This is a genomic window from Streptomyces sp. Tu 3180 (genome assembly GCF_009852415.1).
Lineage (GTDB): Bacteria > Actinomycetota > Actinomycetes > Streptomycetales > Streptomycetaceae > Streptomyces.
This window is the reverse complement of sequence record NZ_WOXS01000002.1, coordinates 6,836,428-6,857,121: the sequence shown is the minus strand read 5'-3', so window position 1 is coordinate 6,857,121 and position 20,694 is coordinate 6,836,428. Positions and strand designations below refer to the sequence as shown.

The window sequence follows — 20,694 nt, the reverse complement described above, 5'->3', positions numbered from 1 at the left end:
GTCCCGGCCGATATCCGCTCGCCGGACCGGTGTCCGGCGGCCTACCCTCGGCCGCATGAGCAAGCCCCTCGTCGCCCTCCTCAGCGGCGCCGGTGTCAGCACGGACTCCGGCATCCCGGACTACCGCGGGCCGAACGGACTGTGGCGCCGCGATCCCGGGGCCGAGAAGCTCGTGACGTACGAGTACTACATGGGCGACCCGGAGATCCGCCGCCGCTCCTGGCGGATGAGGCGGGGGAACCAGGCCCTGCGGGCGGAGCCGAACGCCGCGCACCGGGCCGTGGCCGAGCTGGAGCGGTCCGGGGTGCCGGTGCGGGTGATCACGCAGAACGTGGACGGGCTGCACCAGCTCGCCGGGATGCCGGCCCGCAAGGTGCTCGAACTGCACGGCACGGCACGCGAGGTGGTGTGCACGAGGTGCCACGCCCGCAGTCCGATGGAGGACGCCCTCGCCCGCGTCGAGGCCGGCGAGGAGGACCCGCCGTGCCGGGACTGCGGCGGCGTCCTCAAGGCGGCGACGGTGATGTTCGGCGAGCGGCTGGACCCCGTGGTGCTCGGCGAGGCGCTGGCCGTCAGCAAGGCCTGCACCGTCTTCGTCGCCGTCGGCACCAGCCTCCAGGTCCACCCCGCCGCCGGGCTCGCGGGCGTCGCCGCCGACCACGGCGCCCGGCTGATCATCGTCAACGCCGAGCCGACACCGTACGACGACCGCGCCGACGAGGTCGTCCGCGAGCCGATCGGCACGGCCCTGCCCGGACTGCTGCGCCGGATCGCCGGCTCGGGCCGCTAGAACAGGGCCGTCCCCCGTTCGAAGTCCAGCAGGCGCCGCTTGCGGTCCAGGCCGCCGCCGTAGCCGGTGAGGCCGCCGGTCGCGCCGACGACGCGGTGGCAGGGGACGATGATGCCGATCGGGTTGCGGCCGTTGGCGAGGCCGACCGCGCGGGAGGCCCTGGGATTGCCGAGGGCGTCGGCGAGCCGGCCGTAGGAGCGGGTCTCGCCGTAGGGGATGCGGGTCAGCGCGTCCCAGACGCGGCGCTGGAACGGGGTGCCGTGCAGGCGCAGCTCGAGGGTGAACTCCTTCAGCTCGCCCGCGAAGTACGCCGCCAGCTGTTCCTCCGCCTCCGCGAAGGGCGTGCCGTCCCGGTCGCCGAAGGTCTCCTGCGGGGGGCGGTGGCGCTGGTCGGTCATGTAGAGGCCGCACAGGACGCCGTCGTCGGCGACGAGCGTCAGCGGGCCGTAGGGGCTGTCGGTCACGGTGTGCTGTCTCATCGGCTGCGGCTCTCCGTCTCTCCCACGGGTGTCCTCACACCGGCAGGAAGTTGATCGGGTGGCTGTCCGTCGCCCACAGGTACTGGACCGCGTACGCCCGCCAGGGCCGCCAGGCCGCGGCGCGGGCGGTGAGCGCGGCCGGGGTGGACGGCAGGCCCAGTTCCCGGGCGGCGCGGCGGATGCCGAGGTCGGTGGGGAGGAAGGCGTCGGGATCGCCCAGGGCGCGCATGGCGATGACGTCGGCCGTCCAGGGGCCGAAGCCGGGCAGGGCGAGGAGCCGCTCGCGGGTCTGCGGCCAGTCGCTCTCCATGCCCAGGTGGAGCTCTCCCTCGGCCAGCCGGCGGACCAGGGTGGTGAAGGTCGTGCGGCGGGTGCGGGGCATGGCCAGGGTCTCGGGGTCCACGGCGGCCAGTGCCCCGGGGGACGGGAAGAGGTGGGTGAGTCCGCCCTCGGGGTCGTCCACGGACTCGCCGTGCGCGGTGACCAGGCGGGCCGCGTGGGTGCGGGCGGCGGCCGTGGAGACCTGCTGGCCCAGGACGGCCCGTACGGCGAACTCCTCCTCGTCGACCGTGCGCGGGACGCGGCGGCCGGGTGCCTTGTCGACCAGGGGCGCGAGCACCGGGTCCGCGCGCAGCTGGTCGTCGACCGCGACCGGGTCCGCGTCCAGGTCGAGCAGGCGGCGGCAGCGGCTGATGGCGACGGGCAGGTCGCGCAGGTCGCTGAGGGTGAGGCGGCAGGCGATGTGGTCGGGCCGCGGGGCGAGGGCCACGATGCCGTGGCCGTAGGGCAGCCGCAGGGTGCGCCGGTAGGCGCCGTCCCGCCACTCCTCCACCCCGGGCACGGCGGTCGCGGCGAGGTGGCCGAAGAGGTTGTCGGGGTTGAGCGGTGCGCGGAACGGCAGGCGGAGCGACAGCGCGCCGGGGGTGCGGTGGGGGTTCTTCGGTGCCCGGGCGCGCAGGTCGCTCGGGGAGAGGGCGAAGACCTCGCGCACCGTGTCGTTGAAGGTGCGGATGGAGGAGAAGCCGGCCGCGAAGGCGATCTGGGCCATGGGGAGCGCCGTCGTCTCGATGAGCAGCCGCGCGGTCTGGGCGCGCTGGGCGCGGGCGAGCGCGAGGGGGCCCGCGCCCAGCTCGGCGAGCAGCTGGCGTTCGATCTGCCGGGTGCTGTAGCCGAGCCGGGCGGCGAGGCCGGGTACGCCCTCGCGGTCCACCACCCCGTCGGCGATCAGCCGCATGGCGCGGGCCACGAGGTCGGCGCGGTGGTTCCACTCCGGTGAGCCGGGGCTGGTGTCGGGCCTGCACCGCTTGCAGGCCCGGAACCCGGCCTGCTGGCAGGCCGCCGCGCTCGGGTGGAAGACCATGTTCTCCGGCTTCGGCGGCACCACCGGGCAGCTGGGCCGGCAGTAGACGCCGGTGGTCAGGACGGCGGTGAAGAACCAGCCGTCGAACCGCGCGTCCTTGGACTGCACGGCGCGCACGCAGCGCTCCGTGTCGGTGTGCATCCCCTTCTGCATGCCTCAAGGATCGGGGACGGGACGCCGCCGGTCTGGCAGTAATCCGACATCGACCTCATGTGTCCTGCGGTTGTCCGGATCGCCATGCCGACTCGCGCAGCAGCCGCAGTCCGTTCAGGCCGACCAGCACCGTCGAGCCCTCGTGGCCGGCGACGCCGAGCGGGAGCGGGAGGTGGCCGAGGAGGTCCCACAGGACGAGGCCGGTGATGGCCGTGCCCGCGATGACGAGGTTCTGCAGCACCAGCCGGCGGGCGGTGCGGGACAGCCGCACCACCGCGGGGACGGCCGTGAGCTCGTCGCGCACGACGACCGCGTCCGCCGTCTCCAGGGCCAGGTCGGAGCCCGCGCGGCCCATGGCGACGCCGGTGTGGGCGGCGGCGAGGGCGGGCGCGTCGTTGACGCCGTCGCCGACGAACAGCACCTTGCGGCCGGTCGCCTGGAGGTCCCGTACGGCGTTCACCTTGTCCTCGGGCAGGAGGCCGGCGCGGACGTCGGTGAGGCCGGTCGCGCCGGCCACGCGGGCGGCGGCGTGCGCGTTGTCGCCGGTGAGGAGGACGGGCGCGGTGCCGGTGAGGGACGTCAGGGCAGCGGCGGCGGCCGGGGCGTCGTGACGGAGCCGGTCGGTCAGGGCGAGGGTGCCCACGGGGGCGCCGTCGCGGGTGACGCGGACGACCGTCTCGCCGTCCGCCGCCTCCGCCGTCTGCGCGCGTCCGACGGTCACCGTCCGTTCCGCGACCGTGGCGGTGATGCCCCGGCCGGGCGCGGCGGTGAAGTCCGTGACCGGGGCGAGGGACAGGCCGCGGGCGTGGGCCGCGGCCACCACGGCCCGGGCCAGCGGGTGCTCGCTGGGGTGCTCGGCCGCGGCGGCCAGGGCGAGGAGGGCGTCCTCGTCGAGGCCGGAGCCGGGCAGCGGGCGCACGGCCGTCACCTCGGGGGTGCCTTCGGTGAGGGTGCCGGTCTTGTCGAGGGCCGCCGTGTCGATCTCCCCGAGGCGTTCCATCGCGACGGCCGACTTGACCAGGACGCCGTGCCGGCCGGCGTTGGCGATGGCGGAGAGCAGGGGCGGCATGGTGGCGAGGACGACGGCGCACGGCGAGGCGACGATCATGAAGGTCATCGCCCGCAGCAGGGCGTCGGTGAGGTTCTCGCCGAAGGCGAGCGGCACGCCGAACACCGCGAGGGTGGCGGCGACCACGCCGACCGCGTACCGCTGTTCGATCTTCTCGATGAAGAGCTGGGTCGGCGCCTTGGTGCGGGAGGCCTCCTCGACCAGGGCCACGATGCGGGCGATCACCGAGTCGGCCGGGTCGCGCTCGACCCGCACGCGCAGGGCGCCGGTGCCGTTGAGGGTGCCGGCGAAGACCTCGTCGCCGGGACGCTTGACGACCGGCAGCGACTCGCCGGTGATGGTGGCCTGGTCGGCCTCGCTGACGCCGTCCCGGACCGTGCCGTCGGCGCCGATGCGCTCGCCCGGACGGACCAGCAGGACGTCGCCGACGGCGAGTTCGGCGGTGGGCACGGTCTCCTCGCCGCCGTCGGTCAGCCGGGTCGCGGTGGTGGGCGCGAGGTCGAGCAGGCCGCGCACGGAGTCCGCGGTGCGGGCGGTGGCCAGGGCCTCCAGCGCGCCGGAGGTCGCGAAGATGACGATGAGCAGGGCTCCGTCGAGCACCTGGCCGATCGCGGCGGCGCCCAGCGCGGCGACGATCATCAGCAGGTCGACGTCGAGGGTCCTCGCGCGCAGTGCGCGCAGTCCCTCGAGGGCCGGTTCCCAGCCGCCGGACACGTAGGCGACGGCGTACAGGACGCCGCCGGCCCAGGGCGGCGCGCCGCCGAGATCCGCGGCGAGCCCGGCCAGGAAGGCCACGAGCGCGGTGAGCGCCCACCGCGCTTCGGGCAGGGCGAGGACACGGGTGCGGCGGCGCGCCGGGGGAACGCCGGCGGACGCCGTGGACGAGGGGGTGAGAGTCACGGACACCCGGCCACCATACAGGAACACATGAAGAGTCATTCATTCGTTCATGTGTGATGAGTAGGATGTCCGCATGGGTCATGGAGCCGTCACCGCCGCACAGGACGACGCCGAGCGCGTGCGCCTGGACGCGGACAACGTCGCGAAGGTCGCCACCACGCTCCAGGCCCTGTCCACGCCCTCACGCCTGCTGATCCTCGCCCGGCTGCGCGAGGGCCCGCTGCCCGCGACGGAGCTGGCGGCCGAGGTGGGCATGGAGCAGTCGGCCTGCTCGCACCAGCTGCGCCTGCTGCGCAACCTGGGCCTGGTGGTGGGCGAACGACGCGGCCGCTCGGTCGTGTACGCGCTCCACGACCACCACGTCGCCGAACTGCTCGACCAGGCCGTGTACCACGTGGAGCACCTGCGGCTGGGGATCAGTGACGCCGCCGGGTGAGGCCCGGCGGCGCCGCCGGCGGACCGCTTTCGTTCACTCCCCCGCGGTGGGCCGGCGGGAGAGCGCCGTCGCCTCGGCCACGTCGGTGAGCGGGCGCAGCCGGTAGGTGTAGGCGTAGTCGCGGTCGGCGAAGAGCTTGAACTCGTCGTGGGTGTGCGCGCCCCAGCTGTTGTCGCCGCCGACGCCCATCTGCCGGTGGCTGACCCGCAGGACGACCGCGTCCCGCGGGGTCAGCTGGTAGTCGTGCCGGGCCCCGGCCGACAGGTCCTCCGGGGTGAAGTGCGAGGCGTTGATCTCCAGGAGGGGTTCGCCCGACACCAGCAGGCCGCGCCCGCCGCCGTCGGTCAGGGCGGCCCAGCGGACGTCGGTCCTGTTGCCGTTCTCCTGCGGCCGGATGTAGGGCGTCCGCTGGCCGGCCACGGTCGAGGCGTAACGGCCCACGTCGGTGCCGGTGTTGCGGTCCCAGTGGTTCTCCTCGGGGCCGCGGCCGTAGTAGTGCAGGCGGTCCAGGCGGCGCGGCAGGAACAGCAGCGTGCCGACCTCCGGGATGTACGGCAGGTTCGCGGCGCCCGGGTGCAGGGTGTTGTCGACCTTGATCTCGCCGTTGCCGAACACCGTGTAGGTGGTGGTGTACGCCGACTCCACCGTGGTGGGCAGGGTGCCGCCGACCTCGATCTCGACGGCCCGGTCCCCGAGGGCCCGCACGGTGACGTCCGTGACCTCCCGCCGGGCGCCCGCGTCGCGCCAGGTCTGGTTGCGGACGTGCTGGCCGTTGCCCCTGTCGTTGTCGGTGGGCGCCCGCCAGAAGTTGGGCACGGGACCGGAGGTGATCAGGCGGGTGCCGCCCGCCTCGTAGGAGGTGAGGGTGCCGCTGCGTCTGTCGACGGTGACCGAGAAGCCCTCGCCGGTGATCCTGACGTCCTCCTCGCGGTCCTCGTGGCGCAGGGCCGGGACGCTCCGCAGGGGTACGGGGGTCACGGCGGGGCTCCCGGCGTCGAGCGGGAGCTGCTGCCGGGCCACCTCGAAGCCGGCCTCGGCCCACTGCGTGGACTCCTTGGTGGTGAAGGAGAGCTGCAGGAAGTACTCCGTGCCCGGGGCCGGGTCCCCCGGCAGGCGTACGGGCAGGGTGATGTCCTTCCCGGACAGCGGCGCCACGTCGAGCTGGTCCCGGGTCAGCCTTCCGCGCCGTACGACCTCGCCGTCGGCGACGAGTTCCCACCGGCCGTCGAACTCGTGGAGGTGGGTGAACAGGTACTCGTTGGTGAGGGTGACGGCACCGGGGCCGCCGCCGGGGGTGCGGGCCGCGCCGATCGCCTGGTGGACGCGCTTGACCTCGGCGGCCTTGCCGGTGTGCCCGCGGTCGGCGGTGACGACGCCGTCCGCGACGAAGGCGCCGTCGTTGGGGTTGTCGCCCCAGTCGCCGCCGTAGGCGGGGAACCTCCTGTCCGCGGACCGCTTCCTCTCCACCCCGGCGGTGGCGGCGTCGAACCAGAACCGCACGCCGTCGTCACCGGGCCCCCGGTCGTCCGAGGCCAGTTCGGCGGCGGTGAGGGCGCGGGCGTGGACGCGGGCCCGGCGGACGGTGCCGCTGAACTCCCGGGTCTGCGCGTCGGCGTCGGTGGCGAGCGCGAGGGGCGCGGTGTTGCTGCTCGGCCGCCGGGTGGTGGTCCGGGTGGCCCTCACCGCACCGTCGACGTACAGGGTCAGGGTGCCGGCGTCCGCGTCGAAGACGCCCGCGACGTGGTGCTCGCGGCCGGTCCAGTCGTCCGGCAGCGCCCAGCTCGCGGTGATCCACTGACCGCCGGAGTGGATGAAGAACTCCAGGTTCCCGCCGGTCTGCTTGAGCGCGTACTGGGTGTCGCCCTTGGTGAGGATCGGCTGGTGGTAGCCCGTCACGTCCGGGGTGACCCAGGCCTCCAGGGTCAGGGAACCGGTGAGGTCGAGGCTGTCGTGGCGGGCGAAGACCGTGCCGCCGGTGAGGCCCCTGCCGGGGTCGAAGCCGCCGCCGGGGGCGAGGATCTCGCCGCGCAGCCCGGCCGGCCCGGACTCGGTCAGCAGGATGCGGGCCGGCACGGGCCAGTACAGGGACTGGTCGGCGAAGTCCCAGATCCAGCCGCCCTGGAGGACGTCGTGGCGGCGGACGACGTCCCAGTACTTCTTGAAGTTGCCGTTGGAGTTCCCCATGGCGTGGGAGTACTCGATCATGACGTACGGCCGGGTGTCGGCGGTGTCCCTCGCCCGCTGCTCGACGCGGGCCGGACTCTCGTACATCTCCGAGCGGATGTCGCTGGTCCCCGGCCGGTCGTCGCCCTCGTACTGGATGACGCGGGTGGGGTCGCAGGAGCGGATCCAGTCGTGCATGGCGCGGAAGGCGGTGCCGCCGCCGGCCTCGTTGCCGAGCGACCAGATGACCACCGAGGCGTGGTTCTTGTCGCGGTGGACCATGTTCTGGGCCCGGGCGACGCAGGCCTCGGTCCACTCCGGGTGGTCGCCCGGGTACTCGGAACGGATGCCGTGCGTCTCGAGGTTGGTCTCGTCGACGAGGTAGAGGCCGTACTCGTCGGCGAGTTCGTACCACAGCGGGTTGTTCGGGTAGTGCGAGGTGCGGACGCTGTTCATGTTCAGCCGCTTGATGAGGGTGATGTCCTCGACCAGGTCCTCGCGGGTGAGGGCGGTGCCGCGGGCCGGGTGCATCTCGTGGCGGTTGGTGCCGCGGAACGAGACGGGCTTGCCGTTGATGCGCATCAGCCCGTCCTTCAGCGCGAACTCGCGGAAGCCGACGCGGTGGGACAGGGTCTCGATCACCTCGCCCGCCGGGTCGCGGAGCCTGAGGACGGCCGTGTAGAGGTTCGGGTGCTCGGCCGACCACAGCCCGGGCCCCGGTACGGCCTTCGAGGCCCGCACGGTGACGTCCGCACCGGCGTCGGCCGTGCCGAGGTCGGCGGTCTGCCGGAGCGGGCGGGACCAGACGGCGTGGCCGCGGGCGTCGTAGAGCTGGGTCTCGACGGTGTACCGCCCGGTGCCGGCGCCGCCGTACGCCCGCACGCTCGCGGTGACCGCCAGCTCGGCGTCCGTGTACGTGTCGTCCAGCGGGGTGTCCAGCTTGAAGTCGCGCAGGTGCACGTCGGGGGTGGAGTAGAGGTAAACCGAGCGGAAGATGCCGCTCAGCCGGATCATGTCCTGGTCCTCCAGCCAGTCGCCGTCGGAGTAGCGGTACACCTCCACGGCGATCTGGTTGGTGCCGGGCTTCAGGTGCTCGGTGATGTCGTACTCGGAGGGCGTGAAGGAGTCCTCGTCGTAGCCGACCAGTTCGCCGTTGATCCACACGTAGTGGGCGGACTTGACGCCCTCGAAGTGCAGGAAGGTGCGGCGGCCCCGCCAGTGGCGCGGGACCGTGAAGGTGCGCCGGTACTGGCCGACCGGGTTGTACCGGGTCGGGGCGGCGGGCGGCTGCGGCTCCTCGCCGCGGCCGTTGGGACCCCAGTACGGGTAGGTGATGTTCAGGTAGATCGGGAAGTCGTGGCCGTGCAGCTGCCACACGGACGGGACCGGGATCGTGTCCCAGCCGCTGTCGTCCAGGTCGGTGCGGTGGAAGTCGGCGTCCCGGTCGTCGGGGCGGTCGGCGTGGGCGAACTTCCAGGTGCCGTCGAGGCTCCGCCGGTAGGGCGAGCGGGTGCGGTCGCCGGCGAGGGCCTGTCTCACGTCCGCGTACGGCATGAGCGTGGTGTGCGGCGGCTGGGTGCCGAGCCGGAAGACTCCGAAGTCGTTCCACTCCGGGGCCCCGCCGGCCGCCGGCCGCCGGCCGCCCGCGTGCGCCGCGGCGGGCGGTGCGGACAGGGCGAGGGCGCCGAGCACGGCGGCGCCGGACTCCAGGAGGCGGCGGCGGCTGACGACCGGCCGCCCCGGCTGGGGGGACCGGCCGGCGGGAGACACGTGCGGGTGCGGCATGACCGTGGCCTTCCTCGGTACGACAGGGCACTGCACGGACTGAGGGCACGTCGGACTCCCCTCGACGCGCCGCCGGGCGGAAGGCGTTGCGGCAGGGAGAGATCACAACTGTTGGTGACGGAGCAACTACCGAGCCAGCCACACCCTAGGACTCGAACACAATCGAAGCAATGATGCCGTCGGGGTTTGTGCGGTCCTGGTGGTCCGGCCGGGACCCCGGCGCATCCGCCGTCCGGAGTGATCGGGACACGTCACGAAGGCGTCCCCGGCCCCCTCCGCCCTGCCGGCCCGGGGCACGTGTCCGCCGGGCGAGGGCGGGCACCGCTCCCCCGGGGCACGCGCGCGCGGCGCCGCGGGGAGGTCAGTGGACGTGCTCGGCGAACGCCGTGTACGCACGCTCGTCGAAGAGGACGAAGGTGACCTCCTCGACCGCCGTCCCGGTGGCCCGGACGGTCTCGACGGCGATGCGGGCCGCGTCCTCCACCGGCCAGCGGTAGACACCCGTGGAGATGGCGGGGAACGCGACGGTGCGGGCGCCGAGCTCGTCGGCGACGCGCAGGGACTCGCGGTAGCAGGAGGCGAGGAGGTGGGAGCGGTCCTCGCTGTCGCTGAACACCGGGCCCACGGTGTGGATGACCCAGCGGGCGTCGAGGTCACCGGCCGTGGTGGCGACGGCCTGCCCCGTGGGCAGCCCTCGGCCGTAGCGCGAGGCGCGCAGCCTGCGGCAGTCCTCGAGGATGGCCGGGCCGCCGCGGCGGTGGATCGCGCCGTCGACACCGCCTCCGCCGAGCAGGGACGAGTTCGCCGCGTTGACGATCGCGTCGGCGCTCCGGCGGGTGATGTCGCCCTGGACGAGGGTGACGGTGGTGGTCATGTCTGTCGCAGCCTCCTCCAGACGGCCTTCGCCGCGTTGTGTCCCGACATGCCGTGCACTCCGGGGCCCGGCGGGGTGGCCGACGAGCAGATGAAGACCGCCGGGTGCGGGGTGGCGTACGGGAACAGGGACGGTCTGGGGCGCAGCAGGAGCTGGAGGCCGGAGGCCGCGCCGGTGGCGATGTCGCCGCCGACGTAGTTGGCGTTGCGGGCGGCGAGTTCCGGCGGTCCCGCGGTGGCGCGGGCCAGGACGCGGTCGCGGAACCCGGGGGCGTAGCGCTCCAGCTGGCGCTCGACGGCGTCGGTGAGGTCGCCGGTCCAGCCGTGGGGGACGTGGCCGTAGGCCCAGAAGACGTGCTTGCCCGCCGGTGCCCGGGTGGGGTCGGCGACACCGGGCTGCACGGTGATGAGGAACGGCGGGTCGGGGGCCCGGCCCTCCCGGGACGCGGCGCGCAGGGCGGCGCCGATCTCGCCGCTGTCCGCGCCGATCTGCACGGTCCCGGCGACGCGGGCCTCGGGCGCGGTCCACGGCACCGGGCCGTCCAGCGCGTAGTCGATCTTGAAGACGCCGGGGCCGTACCGGTAACGCGCGTAGTGGCCGCCGAAGCCGGCGATGCGGGCCAGCGCGGTGGGCGAGGTGTCGAAGACGTAGGAGCGGGCGGGCGGCAGGTCGTCGAGGCGCTTGACCTCGTAGTCGGTGTGGACGCTGCCGCCGAGGTCCTTCAGGTACGCGGCGAGGGCGTCGGAGAGGGCCTGGGAGCCGCCGCGGACGACGGGCCAGCCGCGGGCGTGCGCGGCGAGGGCGAAGACGAGGCCGACGGCGCCGGTGGCGAGGCCGCCGAGAGGGGCCATCACGTGGCCGACGAGACCCGCGAACAGGGTCCTGGCCCTCTCGTCGCGGAAGCGGCGCATGAGCCAGGTCGACGGCGGCAGGCCGACCAGGCCGAAGCGGGCGAGGGTGACCGGGTCGCGGGGCAGCGCGGTCAGCGGCAGGGACATGAAGTCGCGGACCAGGGTGTCCCACTTGGGCAGGAAGGGCTCGACGAGGCGGCGGTACGGGCCCGCGTCGCGCGGGCCGAAGGAGGCGGCCGTCTCGCCGACCGACCGGGACAGCACGGCCGCCGTGCCGTCCGGGAAGGGGTGCGCCATGGGGAGCTGCGCGTGCAGCCACTCCAGGCCGTAGCGCTCCAGCGGGAGGGCCCGGAACGCGGGCGAGTTGATGCCGAGGGGGTGCGCGGCGGAGCACGGGTCGTGCCGGAAGCCGGGCAGGGTGAGCTCCTCGGTGCGGGCGCCGCCGCCCACGGTGCCCCTGGCCTCGAACAGGGCCACCGAGAAGCCGCGCCGGGCCAGCTCCACGGCAGCGGTCAGTCCGTTCGGCCCCGCACCCACCACGACCGCATCGAGCATCGACGGCACCTTCGGACTCCTTCGTCAGCCGACGGCCACTGGGGATCAGGATATGCCGGGGCGCCGACGGCCCCCGGCCTCGGGTAGCGTCCGGGGCGTGACGCGGTGGCTGCGGTTCCCGGTGCTCGAGGAGGGCGCCCGGTACTGGTACGAGCCCGACGACGAGGGGCGGGCGCGGCGCCAGGTCGTGTTCGAGCGCTCCCTGCCGGTACCGCGGGCCGGACATCCGCCCGCCGAGGTGGCCGGTTCCCCGGACGGCGGGGCCTCGGTCGCCGCCTCCCGTGCCGGCCTCGCGCTCGTGCGGGAGAGGTTCGGCGCGCGGGGAGTGCGGTTCCGCGAGACCGTGTACGGCGTGCTCACGGACGGCCGGGTCCGCGTGCCCGGGGACGCCGAGGACGTCGGCGAGGCCGCGCTCGCGCGGGCGTGGGACTCGGCGAGACGGCAGCGCCGCTTCACGCGTCACCGCACCGGCCCGCTGCCGGAGGGCACGGTCGTCACCGGCACGGTCACCGCCCTGCCGTGGGGTCCCGGACGCACCGGTCCGGTGGTGGACGCCGGCAGGCCCGGCCGGGGGTTCGTGGACCTCGGCGGGCTGCCCCCGCGGACGGAGGACTGGCCGCCGGTCGGTACGGTGACCGAGTTCGAGGTCGTCGCCCTCCGCATCGACACCTCCGGCGGCCGTGCCGATCTGGAGGTCAGGCTCCGTCCGACAGCAACCCCGCCACCCGGTGGGCCGTGGCCGCGTCGCGGGCCGCGGTGAAGGGGAGGGTGTTGCCTCCCGTGATGCGGAAGGGTTCGCCCGCGCGGGTCAGGTGGGTGCCGCCCGCCTCCTCGACGAGGAGCAGGCCGGCCGCGTGGTCCCAGGCGGCCTCCCAGGAGAAGGCCGTCGCGTCGGACTCGCCGCGGGCCACGGCCAGGTACTCCAGTCCGGCCGAGCCGCAGGAGCGGGGTGCCACGCCCTCGGTCCACAGGCCGAGCAGGGCGCGCTTCTGCTCGTCCGTGGTGTAGTCCGGGTGGGAGGTGGCCACGCGCAGGTCGCGGCCGGGTTCCGGGGAGCCCGCGTGGAGCCGTTCGCCGTCGAGGTACGCGCCCTTGCCCCGGACGGCCGTGGCGAGTTGGTCGCGGGCGGGGGCGAAGGTCCAGGAGGCGTACAGGACTCCGCGCCGGACGAGGGCGACCAGGGTGCAGAAGCCGGAGTCGCCGTGCACGAACTGCCGGGTGCCGTCGACGGGGTCGACGATCCACACCGGCGCCTCGCCCCGGATCGCCTCGTACGACGCCGGGTTGGCGTGCACGGCCTCCTCGCCCACCACGACCGAGCCGGGCAGCAGGGCGGCGAGCGCCTCCGTGAGGTACAGCTCCGCCTTGCGGTCGGCGTCGGTCACCAGGTCGTGCGGGCCTGCCTTCAGTTCCACCTCGTGTTCGGCGAGCCGGCGCCAGCGCGGCATGATCTCCTGCGCGGCGGCCTTGCGGACGGACTCCTCCACGTCGTGGGCGTGCCGGGCGAGAAACTCGTCGATGGTTTCGCTGTCCTTGATCATGCCCCCATGACACCACGCTCCGCTGACGTTCCCCACCGGCCCGGTGTACTCCGGGTGGAACCGGCGTGAAGACGGGGCGCCGGACCGGAGGTGTGCGGGGTCAGCGGCCCACCGCGTAGCCCTGCATGCCGCGCGGGTTCGCCGCCGCCGAGAGGACGCCCGTCCGCGGGTCCCGGGCGACCGCGCACAGCCGGCCCTCCGACCAGGCGTCGCCGACCGTCACGTCGTGGCCGCGGCGCCGCAGCCCCTCCACCACCGCGGGGTCCGTGCGGGCCTCGACGGTGACGCTGCCGGGGCGCATGCCGCGCGGGTAGAAGGAGCCGGGGAAGCTGTCGTTGTGCCAGTTCGGTGCGTCGATCGCGCCCTGGAGGTCGAGGCCGCCGCGCACCCGCCCGCGCAGCGCGACCGCGAGGAAGAAGTGCAGTTGCCACTGGTCCTGCTGGTCGCCGCCCGGCGTGCCGAACGCCATCACCGGCACCCCGTCGCGCAGCGCGAGGGACGGCGTGAGGGTCGTCCGGGGGCGGCGGCCCGGGGTGAGCGTGTTCGGCAGGCCGTCCTCCAGCCAGGTCATCTGGAGCCGGGTGCCCAGCGGAAAGCCCAGCTCGGGGACGACGGGGTTGGACTGGAGCCAGCCGCCGCTGGGCGTGGCCGCGATCATGTTGCCCCAGCGGTCCACGACGTCCAGGTGGCAGGTGTCGCCGCGGGTGGAGCCGTCCCCGGCGACCTCGGGTTCGCCCGGCACGGGGGACGTCGGCAGCTTGGCGACCGTCGGCTCGCCGGCGCCCACCGGACTGGGGCCGGGCGCGCCGGTGGCCGCCCGGCGCGCGTGGGCGCTCAGCCGCGGGACGCGGCCGCCGGGGCTGCCGGGCCGCAGGTCGTGGGAGGCGCGGGGGCCGATCCTGGTCCGCCGTTCGGCGTTGTACTCCGCCGACAGCAGGTCGTCGAGCGGCACTTCGGCCGCGTCGCCGTACCAGGCCTCGCGGTCGGCCATGGCGAGCTTGCAGCCCTCGACCAGCAGGTGGACGTAGTCGGCGGAGCCGTAGGGAGGCAACTCCGGTGGGAGCAGGGCGAGTTGCTGGAGCAGGACCGGGCCCTGGCTCCAGGGGCCCGCCTTGCACACGGTCCAGTCGCCGAAGTCGTACGTCACCGGGGCCTCGTAGGCCGCGGACCAGCCGGCCAGGTCGGCGGCGGTCAGCGTGCCGGTGTGGTGCTCGCCGCTGGTGTCCAGGGTGGGGCGGGCGGCCTGCCGGACCAGGGCCTCGGCGATGAACCCGGTGCGCCACACCTCCCGCGCGGCGTCGATCTGCGCCTCCCTGTCCCCCGCCCCGGCGGTCTCGGCCAGCAGCCGCTTCCAGGTGGCGGCGAGGGCGGGGTTGCGGAAGAGCTCGCCGGGGCGCGGCGCCCGGCCGCCGGGCAGGTACACCTCGGCCGAGGAGGTCCACTCCGTCTCGAACAGCTCCCGCACCGTCTCCACGGTCGCGCTGACGTTCTCCACGGGCGCGTGCCCGTGCTCGGCGTAGCCGACGGCGTACTTCAGGACGTCGGCGAGGGACCTGGTGCCGTGGTCGCGCAGCAGGAGCATCCAGGCGTCGAAGGCGCCGGGGACGGCTGCGGCGAGCGGTCCGGTGCCGGGGACCAGGCCGAGGCCGAGTCCCCGGTAGTGGGCGGCGCTCGCCCCGGCGGGCGCGACGCCCTGCCCGCACAGCACCCGTACCCCGCCGCCGGCCGGGGCCAGGAGGATCGGCACCTCTCCGGCCGGGCCGTTGAGGTGCGGCTCGACGACGTGCAGCACGAAGGCGCCGGCCACGGCCGCGTCATAGGCGTTGCCGCCGTCCTCCAGCACGGCCATCGCCGACTGCGAGGCCAGCCAGTGGGTGGAGGACACCATGCCGAAGGTGCCGCTCAGGGTGGGGCGCGTCGTGAACTGCATGTCTGCCCTCGGTGTTCGTGTACGCCGGTCGGCCGGTCCGACAACGGCACCGACGCTACCCCGTCCGGCCGAGCCCGGTGGACACCCGGTCGGGTGCCGGAACCCCCTGACGCACGGGCGCCCTGCACGGAGCCTGCCGGGAAGTCCCCCTGCGGGGTGCCGGTGCCGTCGGAATCGACGTGGGTGCCGGGGTCCTGCCGCCGGAAGGCGGTGACGACGCCGCTCACGGAGGCCTCGTGACGGTGGCTTCCGTACGCGGCGGGACCGGGCCGGGGCCGGCGGAGTGCCGGCGAGGCCGGACCCGGAGTGCCCGGCGACATCACCGTGGCCGGGTACGACGGCATCGAGTTCGCCGCCCCCGCCGTCGTGCCCCTCACTTCGGTGCGCCGGCCGGCCACCGCGACGGGCGGACGGGCCGGCCGCCACCTCGTCGAGGACACGGCCGGCGGCTCCCCCCGCGGACACGCGGGTGCGCACGACCCGGGACGATGACGCCCTCCCGCCGCCCCGCTGCCCACCGGTGGCACGATCCATGTACCGGATGCCTTCGATCCAGCCGGTGGATGGTTCCGCGCTCCTGCGGCCGTGCGCGGTTCACGCCTCCGTCACGCCGGCCATGCGGCTGCCGACCCGGGCGGCGGTCTCCCGCAGCCAGATGTGGGCCGCGTCGTGGGTGTGCACCGGGTGCCACCACAGCGCCTCCCGCAGGGGTACCGCCTCGTAGGGGGGCTCGACCACCCGTACGGCGGCGAGCGGCGCGAGGAGCCGGGCGAGGCGGGCCTGGATCAGGGCGATGCGCCGGGTGCCGGCGACCAGCAGCGGCATGAGCTGGAAGCTGTCGACGGAGACCTCGACGCGGGGCTCGACGCCCAGCATGCCGAGCTGCCGGACGGCCGGGGCGTCGTAGGTGCGCTGGTAGGTGACCCAGGGCAGCCGGGCCAGGTCCTCCCGGGTCAGCCGGTCGTCGACGCTCGGGTGGTCCTCGGCGACGAGGAAGACCCACCGGTCCTGGTAGAGGTCGGTGGCGGGGAAGTCGCTGACCACGCCGTGCGGCATGAGCAGGCCGTCGGTGGTGCTCAGCAGGGTGTCCGTGGCGTCCACCACGGTGGTCGGCGTCTGGGCGAACCGCAGCCGGATGCCGGGGGCCTCCTGGTGCACGACCCGGGCGAGTTCGGCGCCGAAGACGGCGACCGCGTAGTCGGACGCCACGAGCCTGAACTCACGGCTCTCCTTGGCCGGGTCGAAGCTCGCCTGGCTGGCGAAGAGGCGTTCCAGCAGGTCGTACGCGGTGGACACGCGGTCGAGGAGGACCTGTCCGAGGGCGGTGAGTTCGTAGTGGCCGCCGACACGGGCCAGCAGGTCGTCGTCGAAGTGCCTGCGCAGGCGCGAGAGCGCCGCGCTCATCGCCGGCTGGCTCAGACCGACGCGCTGCCCGGCGCGGGTCACGTTGCGCTCCTCCAGCAGGGCGCGCAGGGCGACGACGAGGTTGAGGTCGAGGCGACTGAGATTCACGGCGGTTTCCCTGGCTGTCGGGCGACGACCTGCGGAAATTCACCCGACGGATGATCACCATCCATGGAATTGATTTCCGTGATCGCTGGCGGCGGGTCCAGATTAGTGCCACCGCAGTCAGGAGGACATGTCCGTGAAACCTGAAGCCGCGTCCGCCCTCTTCGCCGGACCCTTCGCCCTCGCCACCCTCTCCGCCCCCGAGGGGGCCGCCTTCCCCGCTCTCGTCACCCCCGACGCCCAGGTGATCGACCTTCGACCGGCCCTGGGCGACGCCGACTTGACCATGCGGGGAGTCCTGGACGACTGGGACGCGGTGCTGCCGCGGCTGGCGGCGCTGGCCGGTGACGGCGCTCCGCGGCGCGGGCCGCTGGCGGAGTTCCGGGTGCACGCGCCGGTCGAGCCGCGCCAGGTGTTCCAGTCCGGCGCCAACTACCGCCGGCACGTCATCGATCTGCACGTCGCGCACCGGGCCCCGGGCGATGACCGGCCGGAGGAGGAGCGGCGCGCGGAGGCGGCGGAGATCATGGACCGGCGGGCGGCGGAGGACCTGCCGTACGTGTTCGTCGGCCTGCCGAGCGCGATCACCGGACCGTACGACGACGTCGTGCTGCCCGCCTGGGCCGAGAAGCCCGACTGGGAACTGGAGCTGGCGGCGGTGATCGGCCGCCCGGCCCACCGGGTGTCCGTCGAGCAGGCCCCGGACCACATCGCCGGCTACACCATCGCCAACGACCTGACCGACCGCGCCACCGTCTTCCGCCGGGACATGCCGCAGATCGGCACCGACTGGCTGCGCAGCAAGAACGCCCCCGGGTTCACGCCGCTCGGCCCGTGGATCGTGCCCGCCGCCTCGGTCCCGGACACCGGCGACCTGCGGCTGACGCTGAGGCTGAACGGCGAGACCATGCAGGACGAGTCCACCGAGGACATGGTCTTCGACGTGGCGCGGATGGTGTCCTACGCCTCGCAGACCGCCCGTCTCCTGCCCGGCGACCTGGTGCTGACCGGTTCCCCGGCCGGCAACGGCATGCACTGGGGCCGGCTGCTGCGCGACGGCGACGTCATGGACGCCTCCATCACCGGGCTCGGCGCCCAGCGCACCCGTTGCGTGGCGGAGGCGGCCCGGTGATCCCGGACCGCACCGACCCCGAGGGCTCGATCGCCCGCGCCGCGAAGGCGTGCTCCAACTGGGGCCGTTGGGGCGAGGACGACGTGCTCGGCACCCTCAACTTCCTCGACGAGGCCAAGCGCCGCGAGGGCGCCGCGCTCGTCCGGCGGGGCGTCAGCTTCTCCCTGTCCCAGCGCTTCGACATCAACGGCCCGCAGAAGGGCTGGCGACGGCGCACCAACCCGGTGCACACCATGCTCGACACCGGTACCGACGCCGCGCTGGGCAACCAGGGGCTGCCGCACGGCATCGGCGGCGCCGACGACGTGATCGCGATGCCGTTGCAGTGCTCCACGCAGTGGGACGGGCTCGGACACATCTTCGACCACGGCAGGGCGTGGAACGGCCGCCGGGCCGAGAAGGTCGTCACCTCCGACGGCGACCTGGTCACCGGCGTCGAGCACATGGCCCCGCACGTCGCCGGACGCGGTGTGCTCCTGGACGTCGGACGGGTCCTCGGCGAGGGCGGGGGCACCTCCCGCTCGGGCGAAGCCGGGAGCGGGGGAGAACTGCCGGACGGTTTCGCGATCACGGAGGAGCACCTCACGGCGACCGCCGAGGCGCACGGCGTGCGGGTGGGGCGCGGTGACATCCTGCTCGTCCGCACCGGCCGGCTCACCCGGGCGCGCCGCGACGGCTGGGGCGAGTACGCCGGAGGACCCGCCCCCGGACTGTCGTTCACCACGGCCGGCTGGCTGCACCGCACCGAGATCGCCGCGATCGCCACCGACACCTGGGGCTTCGAGGTCCGGCCCAACGAGTTCGAGCACGCCTTCCAGCCCCTGCACCAGGTCGCCATCCCCCACATCGGCCTGCTGATCGGCGAGATGTGGGACCTGGACGCGCTCGCCGAGGACTGCGCGAACGACGGCCGGTACGCGTTCTGGCTCACCGCCGCGCCCCTGCCGATCACCGGCGCGGTCGGCTCCCCCGTCAACCCGATCGCCGTCAAGTAACCACCGGAACAAGGGAGTTCCTCCATGAGCACAGCCCGTACGGTCCTGGTGATCGGCGGTGGCGCGGCCGGCAACGCCGCGACGGTCCTGCTGCGCCGCGCCGGACTCGCGGTGGACCTGGCCGAAGCCAAGGACGACTGGAACGCCACCGCGGGCTCCGGCATCACCCTCCAGGGCAACGCCCTGCGCGTCCTGCGCGAACTGGGCGTCTGGGAGCAGGTGGAGGCATCCGGTTTCGGCTTCGGCTCGGTCGGCATCACCGCTCCCGACGGCACCGTCCTGCACGTCCAGGACGACCTGCGCACCGGCGGCGACGACCTGCCCGCCGCCGTCGGCATGCAGCGCCCCCGGCTCCAGCGGATCCTGATCGACGCCGTGCGCGCCAGCGGTGCCACCGTCCGTCTCGGCACCACCGCCGAGATCCTGGACCAGGACGCCGACGGGGTCCGCGTCCGGCTCTCCGACGGCACCGAGCACCGCTACGACCTGGTGGTCGCCGCCGACGGCCTCGGCTCCGCCACCCGCGCCGCGATCGGCATCACCGACAGGCCCGAGCCGACCGGCATGGCCATCTGGCGCGTCGCGGCCCCGCGCCCGGCGGGCGTGACCCGCACCGACCTCGCCTACGGCGGCCCGGCGTACATCGCCGGCTACTGCCCCACCAGCGCGACCACGCTGTACGCGTACGTCGTCGAGGCCAACCGCGACCGCGCCGGGATACCGCCCGCGTCCCACGCCGACGAGATGCGCCGCCTCACCCGGCACTACGGCGGCTTCTGGCCGGAGATCACCGCGCACATCACCGACCCGGCGAAGGTCAACTACACCTGGTTCGACCGGATGCTGGTCGAGGGGTCCTGGCACCGCGGCCGGGTCGTGCTGATCGGCGACGCCGCGCACTGCTGCCCGCCCACCCTCGCCCAGGGCGCGGCCCTGTCCCTGGAGGACGCGTGGGTGCTCACGCAGATGCTGACCGCCGCGGACACCTGGGACGACGCGCTCCTCCGGGCCTATCACGAGCGGCGGATCTCCCGCGTGCGGCCGGTCGTGGAGGCGTCCGTCCGGATCGGGCAGTGGCAGCTCGACGGGGTGCGCGACGCCGACGTGCCCGGGCTGATGGCCCGCACCATGACCATGCTCCGGGAGCTGCCGTGACCGCGCCGGAGCCCCGGACGGCCACTCCCACCGTCGACGTCCACGCGCACGTCCTGCTTCCCGAGATCGAGGCGCTGGTCGAGGAGCGGCCCGAACGGGCCGAGGCGCGCGCGCTGGACGCCCGCCGCAACGGCCCCGCCGCCCTCGCGGTCAGCGGCCCCATGGTGCGCGAGCGCGCCCCCCGGATGACCGACCCGGCCGTGCGGCTGGCCGCGATGGACGCCCAGGGCGTGGACGTCCAGCTGGTCAGCCCCTCACCCTCGCACTACCACTACTGGGCCGGCGAGGAGACGGCCGAGAAGGTGTACCGGCTGGCCAACGAGGCGACCGCCGCGCACTGTTCGGCCGCACCCGGCCGACTGCGCGGACTGGGCCTGGTCCCGCTCCAGCACCCGGCGCTCGCGGTCGACGCGCTCGACCACGCCCTCGCGCGGGGGCTGCTCGGCGTGGAGATCTCCAGCCACGCCCCCGGCCGCGAACTCTCCGACCCGGCCTACGAACCCTTCTGGGCGCGGGCCGAGGAGACCGGCGCACTGCTCTTCCTGCATCCCTTCGGCTGCACGCTCGACGAGCGGCTGGACCGCTGGTACCTGTCCAACACGGTCGGGCAGCCCACCGAGAACGCCGTCGCCCTCTCCCACCTGATCTTCTCCGGGGTCCTGGACCGGCACCCCGGGCTCAAGCTGATCGCCGCGCACGGCGGCGGCTACCTGCCCACCCACATCGGCCGCTCCGACCACGCCTGGTCCGCCCGCTCCGACGCGGGCGCCGGCTGCGCCCACCCGCCCAGCAGCTACCTGAAGCGCCTGTACTTCGACTCCCTCGTCCACGACCCGCACGTCCTGCGGGAGCTGGTCCGGGTCGCCGGCCCCGGCCGGGTCCTGCTCGGCTCCGACTTCCCCTTCGACATGGGCACCGAGGACCCCGTCGGCGCACTGCGCGCCGCCCGCCTGCCCGACGCCGACTTCCACGCCGTACGGGGCGGCAACGCCGCCGCCCTCCTGAGGAAGGACTGAC

General features: G+C 74.4%; 16 protein-coding genes and 1 pseudogene. 8 read left to right on the top strand and 9 right to left on the bottom strand.

Translation table 11 applies throughout. The features are described 5' to 3' along the window. Nucleotides 1-55 precede the first annotated feature (55 nt). On the top strand, nucleotides 56-790 hold the full coding sequence (locus GL259_RS31435; RefSeq protein WP_159536656.1) for a Sir2 family NAD-dependent protein deacetylase: 735 nt from the start codon (nucleotides 56-58) through the stop codon (nucleotides 788-790). Here GL259_RS31435 and GL259_RS31430 read toward each other — a convergent pair. From GL259_RS31430 to GL259_RS31420, 3 genes are all read right to left on the bottom strand, one after another. Further along, nucleotides 787-1,269 carry a methylated-DNA--[protein]-cysteine S-methyltransferase gene (locus tag GL259_RS31430; protein ID WP_159536655.1) on the bottom strand — a complete coding sequence of 161 codons (483 nt, stop codon included), beginning with the start codon at nucleotides 1,267-1,269 and terminating at the stop codon, nucleotides 787-789. The genes GL259_RS31435 and GL259_RS31430 overlap by 4 nt on opposite strands. A gap of 34 nt (nucleotides 1,270-1,303) precedes the next feature. Then, entirely contained in the window at nucleotides 1,304-2,770 is a 1,467-nt protein-coding gene (locus tag GL259_RS31425; RefSeq protein ID WP_159539143.1) for an AlkA N-terminal domain-containing protein, read from the bottom strand. Nucleotides 2,771-2,837: 67 nt separating this feature from the next. Next, nucleotides 2,838-4,790 (bottom strand): heavy metal translocating P-type ATPase, encoded by a 1,953-nt coding sequence (locus GL259_RS31420; RefSeq protein WP_243762433.1) that lies wholly within the window; start codon nucleotides 4,788-4,790, stop codon nucleotides 2,838-2,840. A gap of 34 nt (nucleotides 4,791-4,824) precedes the next feature. Here GL259_RS31420 and GL259_RS31415 point away from each other — a divergent pair, with 34 nt between their 5' ends. Beyond that, nucleotides 4,825-5,187, top strand: a complete 363-nt coding sequence (locus GL259_RS31415; RefSeq protein WP_159536653.1) for a metalloregulator ArsR/SmtB family transcription factor — start codon at nucleotides 4,825-4,827, stop codon at nucleotides 5,185-5,187. 33 nt (nucleotides 5,188-5,220) lie between these two features. Here the strand turns inward: GL259_RS31415 and GL259_RS31410 are convergent, their stop codons facing one another. The 3 genes from GL259_RS31410 to GL259_RS31400 form a co-directional block, all read right to left on the bottom strand. Beyond that, nucleotides 5,221-9,135, bottom strand: a complete 3,915-nt coding sequence (locus GL259_RS31410; protein ID WP_159536652.1) for a glycoside hydrolase family 2 TIM barrel-domain containing protein — start codon at nucleotides 9,133-9,135, stop codon at nucleotides 5,221-5,223. A 361-nt stretch (nucleotides 9,136-9,496) separates the two neighbouring features. After that, complete coding sequence (locus GL259_RS31405) at nucleotides 9,497-10,009, bottom strand: O-acetyl-ADP-ribose deacetylase (protein WP_159536651.1); 513 nt, start codon at nucleotides 10,007-10,009, stop codon at nucleotides 9,497-9,499. Beyond that, complete coding sequence (locus tag GL259_RS31400; RefSeq protein WP_159536650.1) at nucleotides 10,006-11,415, bottom strand: NAD(P)/FAD-dependent oxidoreductase; 1,410 nt, start codon at nucleotides 11,413-11,415, stop codon at nucleotides 10,006-10,008. The genes GL259_RS31405 and GL259_RS31400 overlap by 4 nt, the downstream gene beginning before the upstream one ends. Before the next feature lie 97 nt (nucleotides 11,416-11,512). On the opposite strand from GL259_RS31400, the gene GL259_RS31395 reads away from it, so the two are divergent. Next, the gene (locus tag GL259_RS31395; protein WP_159536649.1) at nucleotides 11,513-12,175 is read left to right on the top strand and encodes a hypothetical protein; all 663 of its coding nucleotides are present in this window, start codon (nucleotides 11,513-11,515) and stop codon (nucleotides 12,173-12,175) included. Here GL259_RS31395 and GL259_RS31390 read toward each other — a convergent pair. Both GL259_RS31390 and GL259_RS31385 read right to left on the bottom strand, forming a co-directional pair. Then, a complete protein-coding gene (locus GL259_RS31390; protein WP_159536648.1) occupies nucleotides 12,111-12,956 on the bottom strand; it encodes an inositol monophosphatase family protein in 846 nt (281 codons plus the stop codon). The genes GL259_RS31395 and GL259_RS31390 overlap by 65 nt on opposite strands. 100 nt (nucleotides 12,957-13,056) lie before the next feature. After that, nucleotides 13,057-14,886, bottom strand: a complete 1,830-nt coding sequence (locus tag GL259_RS31385; protein WP_159536647.1) for a gamma-glutamyltransferase — start codon at nucleotides 14,884-14,886, stop codon at nucleotides 13,057-13,059. Between the two features lie 294 nt (nucleotides 14,887-15,180). On the opposite strand from GL259_RS31385, the pseudogene GL259_RS39025 reads away from it, so the two are divergent. Next, nucleotides 15,181-15,327: pseudogene (locus GL259_RS39025) on the top strand (substrate-binding domain-containing protein); the annotation flags it as partial. Between the two features lie 153 nt (nucleotides 15,328-15,480). Here the strand turns inward: GL259_RS39025 and GL259_RS31375 are convergent. Next, entirely contained in the window at nucleotides 15,481-16,398 is a 918-nt protein-coding gene (locus GL259_RS31375; protein ID WP_159536645.1) for a LysR family transcriptional regulator, read from the bottom strand. Nucleotides 16,399-16,525: 127 nt separating this feature from the next. On the opposite strand from GL259_RS31375, the gene GL259_RS31370 reads away from it, so the two are divergent. The 4 genes from GL259_RS31370 to GL259_RS31355 are packed head-to-tail and all read left to right on the top strand — an operon-like array spanning nucleotide 16,526 to nucleotide 20,693. Then, nucleotides 16,526-17,527 (top strand): fumarylacetoacetate hydrolase family protein, encoded by a 1,002-nt coding sequence (locus tag GL259_RS31370; RefSeq protein WP_159536644.1) that lies wholly within the window; start codon nucleotides 16,526-16,528, stop codon nucleotides 17,525-17,527. Beyond that, nucleotides 17,524-18,522: a cyclase family protein gene (locus GL259_RS31365; RefSeq protein ID WP_159536643.1), complete on the top strand. Its 999-nt coding sequence runs from the start codon at nucleotides 17,524-17,526 to the stop codon at nucleotides 18,520-18,522. The genes GL259_RS31370 and GL259_RS31365 overlap by 4 nt, the downstream gene beginning before the upstream one ends. Nucleotides 18,523-18,546: 24 nt before the next feature. Further along, the gene (locus GL259_RS31360; RefSeq protein ID WP_159536642.1) at nucleotides 18,547-19,677 is read left to right on the top strand and encodes an FAD-dependent oxidoreductase; all 1,131 of its coding nucleotides are present in this window, start codon (nucleotides 18,547-18,549) and stop codon (nucleotides 19,675-19,677) included. Further along, nucleotides 19,674-20,693 carry an amidohydrolase family protein gene (locus GL259_RS31355; protein ID WP_159536641.1) on the top strand — a complete coding sequence of 340 codons (1,020 nt, stop codon included), beginning with the start codon at nucleotides 19,674-19,676 and terminating at the stop codon, nucleotides 20,691-20,693. The genes GL259_RS31360 and GL259_RS31355 overlap by 4 nt, the downstream gene beginning before the upstream one ends. Nucleotide 20,694 lies beyond the last annotated feature (1 nt).

Coding starts and splice junctions, on each gene's coding strand:
- GL259_RS31435 (WP_159536656.1), top strand. CDS start 56: ATGAGCAAGCCCCTCGTCGCCCTCCTCAGCGGCGCCGGTGTCAGCACG.
- GL259_RS31430 (WP_159536655.1), bottom strand. CDS start 1,269: ATGAGACAGCACACCGTGACCGACAGCCCCTACGGCCCGCTGACGCTC.
- GL259_RS31425 (WP_159539143.1), bottom strand. CDS start 2,770: ATGCACACCGACACGGAGCGCTGCGTGCGCGCCGTGCAGTCCAAGGAC.
- GL259_RS31420 (WP_243762433.1), bottom strand. CDS start 4,790: ATGACTCTTCATGTGTTCCTGTATGGTGGCCGGGTGTCCGTGACTCTC.
- GL259_RS31415 (WP_159536653.1), top strand. CDS start 4,825: ATGGGTCATGGAGCCGTCACCGCCGCACAGGACGACGCCGAGCGCGTG.
- GL259_RS31410 (WP_159536652.1), bottom strand. CDS start 9,135: ATGCCGCACCCGCACGTGTCTCCCGCCGGCCGGTCCCCCCAGCCGGGG.
- GL259_RS31405 (WP_159536651.1), bottom strand. CDS start 10,009: ATGACCACCACCGTCACCCTCGTCCAGGGCGACATCACCCGCCGGAGC.
- GL259_RS31400 (WP_159536650.1), bottom strand. CDS start 11,415: ATGCTCGATGCGGTCGTGGTGGGTGCGGGGCCGAACGGACTGACCGCT.
- GL259_RS31390 (WP_159536648.1), bottom strand. CDS start 12,956: ATGATCAAGGACAGCGAAACCATCGACGAGTTTCTCGCCCGGCACGCC.
- GL259_RS31385 (WP_159536647.1), bottom strand. CDS start 14,886: ATGCAGTTCACGACGCGCCCCACCCTGAGCGGCACCTTCGGCATGGTG.
- GL259_RS31370 (WP_159536644.1), top strand. CDS start 16,526: ATGTCCGTGAAACCTGAAGCCGCGTCCGCCCTCTTCGCCGGACCCTTC.
- GL259_RS31360 (WP_159536642.1), top strand. CDS start 18,547: ATGAGCACAGCCCGTACGGTCCTGGTGATCGGCGGTGGCGCGGCCGGC.